The organism is Nocardia farcinica (assembly GCF_029867845.1).
In the GTDB taxonomy this organism is placed as follows: domain Bacteria; phylum Actinomycetota; class Actinomycetes; order Mycobacteriales; family Mycobacteriaceae; genus Nocardia; species Nocardia farcinica_A.
Genome location: NZ_JARWRU010001018.1, coordinates 1 through 1,315, shown reverse-complemented (window position 1 = coordinate 1,315; position 1,315 = coordinate 1). Strand labels below are relative to the sequence as shown.

Annotated in this window: 1 pseudogene; it reads right to left on the bottom strand. The window is 73.5% G+C overall.

What is annotated here, in order from left to right:
• Nucleotides 1-755, bottom strand: a pseudogene (locus tag QH283_RS22535) (hypothetical protein); the annotation flags it as partial.
• Nucleotides 756-1,315: the final 560 nt, after the last annotated feature.

The window sequence follows — 1,315 nt, the reverse complement described above, 5'->3', positions numbered from 1 at the left end:
CGCCGTCCGGGCGCCCACGGGGCGCCGGGGGGCTGGGCGCCCCGGGCGGCCCCGGTCCCCCCCGGGCCGCCCCCGGGAGCACCCGCGGCCTCGCTCAGCGCATCGACCAGGCGCCCCACCTCCGGCCTGCCCGGCGCGCCGGCGGGCACCAGCACCGTGCCGCCGTCACGGCCGAGCAGCGACAACACGTTCGGCCCGCCGCGCTCGGCCAGCGCGGCGCGCACCCGGCGTAGGACGTGCCTGCCGCCGGGCTCGCGCGGGCCGTTGTGGGGCACGAACGGCGGCGGGCCCGGCCGGATCGCCTGCACCGCGGGCACATCGGCCCGGGTGACATCGGCGCGCGGTCCGGCGTCGCCGCGCGCCCCCGCGACGGGCAGCGCGAGTGCGAGCACCGAGTAGGTGGCGGCCAGCTCGATACCGCACTCGTCGGCCTCGGCGGGATCGGCGATGCCGCCGAGCAGGGACGCGGTCACGGTGTCCACGACGCTCTGGTGCGGCGGGTGCACCCTGGCCTCGTCGAGATAGGCGGAGGAGACCGCGACGGTCACGTTCTCCAGCGTCTCCCACAGTCTGCGGTCGGCGCCCGGCGGGATTGCCGTCGTGCGCTGCCGCTCGAATTCCCTTCGCACGGCGTCGAATACGGCCCGGTGCACCGACGCGAGCGCCACGCCGTCGCGCGCGCAACCCGCGGCAGCCTCCACCAGCGGTGCCGTGGCGGCCGTGGGATCGACATCGGCCAGCACCGCGGCGGCCAACTCCCGGCACGCGCGGGCCTGGGGGCTGTCGGGCCCCCATGACGGCGCGGGAACCGAACCGGACGCGCCGACCAAGAAGTGACCTACCATTCTTCCCGATCGTGACACCGTCCCACTGCCACGCACGCCGTGGATGCGTTCGTCGCCCGGCACCGGATCAGCGCCACGACCCCTAGCGGCTGTGGTCATCCGCCCACCCCGTCCATCATCGTCGTCGAGAATGAATGTCAACGGTACGCCAGCGTTACTGCGGGTACAACGGTCACCCGAGGGTCGGTGGCGGCGTCGGCGCGCCCCGGCTCCCCGATCCGCGCCCAACGGCGGCCGAGCGGGCCACAGGTCGGGGCAGGCCATGCAGCGACACCGATAAGTGAACACCGATTCCGTCACAAAATGACCCCCGCTCACGGCGTGTCGCGCTCGGGCAAGTTGATAGCATCTGATTCCCCCTGACCAGAATTTGCAGTAACTTGTCCGCGAGGGCCGTTGACGCGCAGCACCGGATCGCATCGCGGAGGCTCACCGAGAATTGTGGAGGTTTGCGTGGGAGTCGAGGTCAG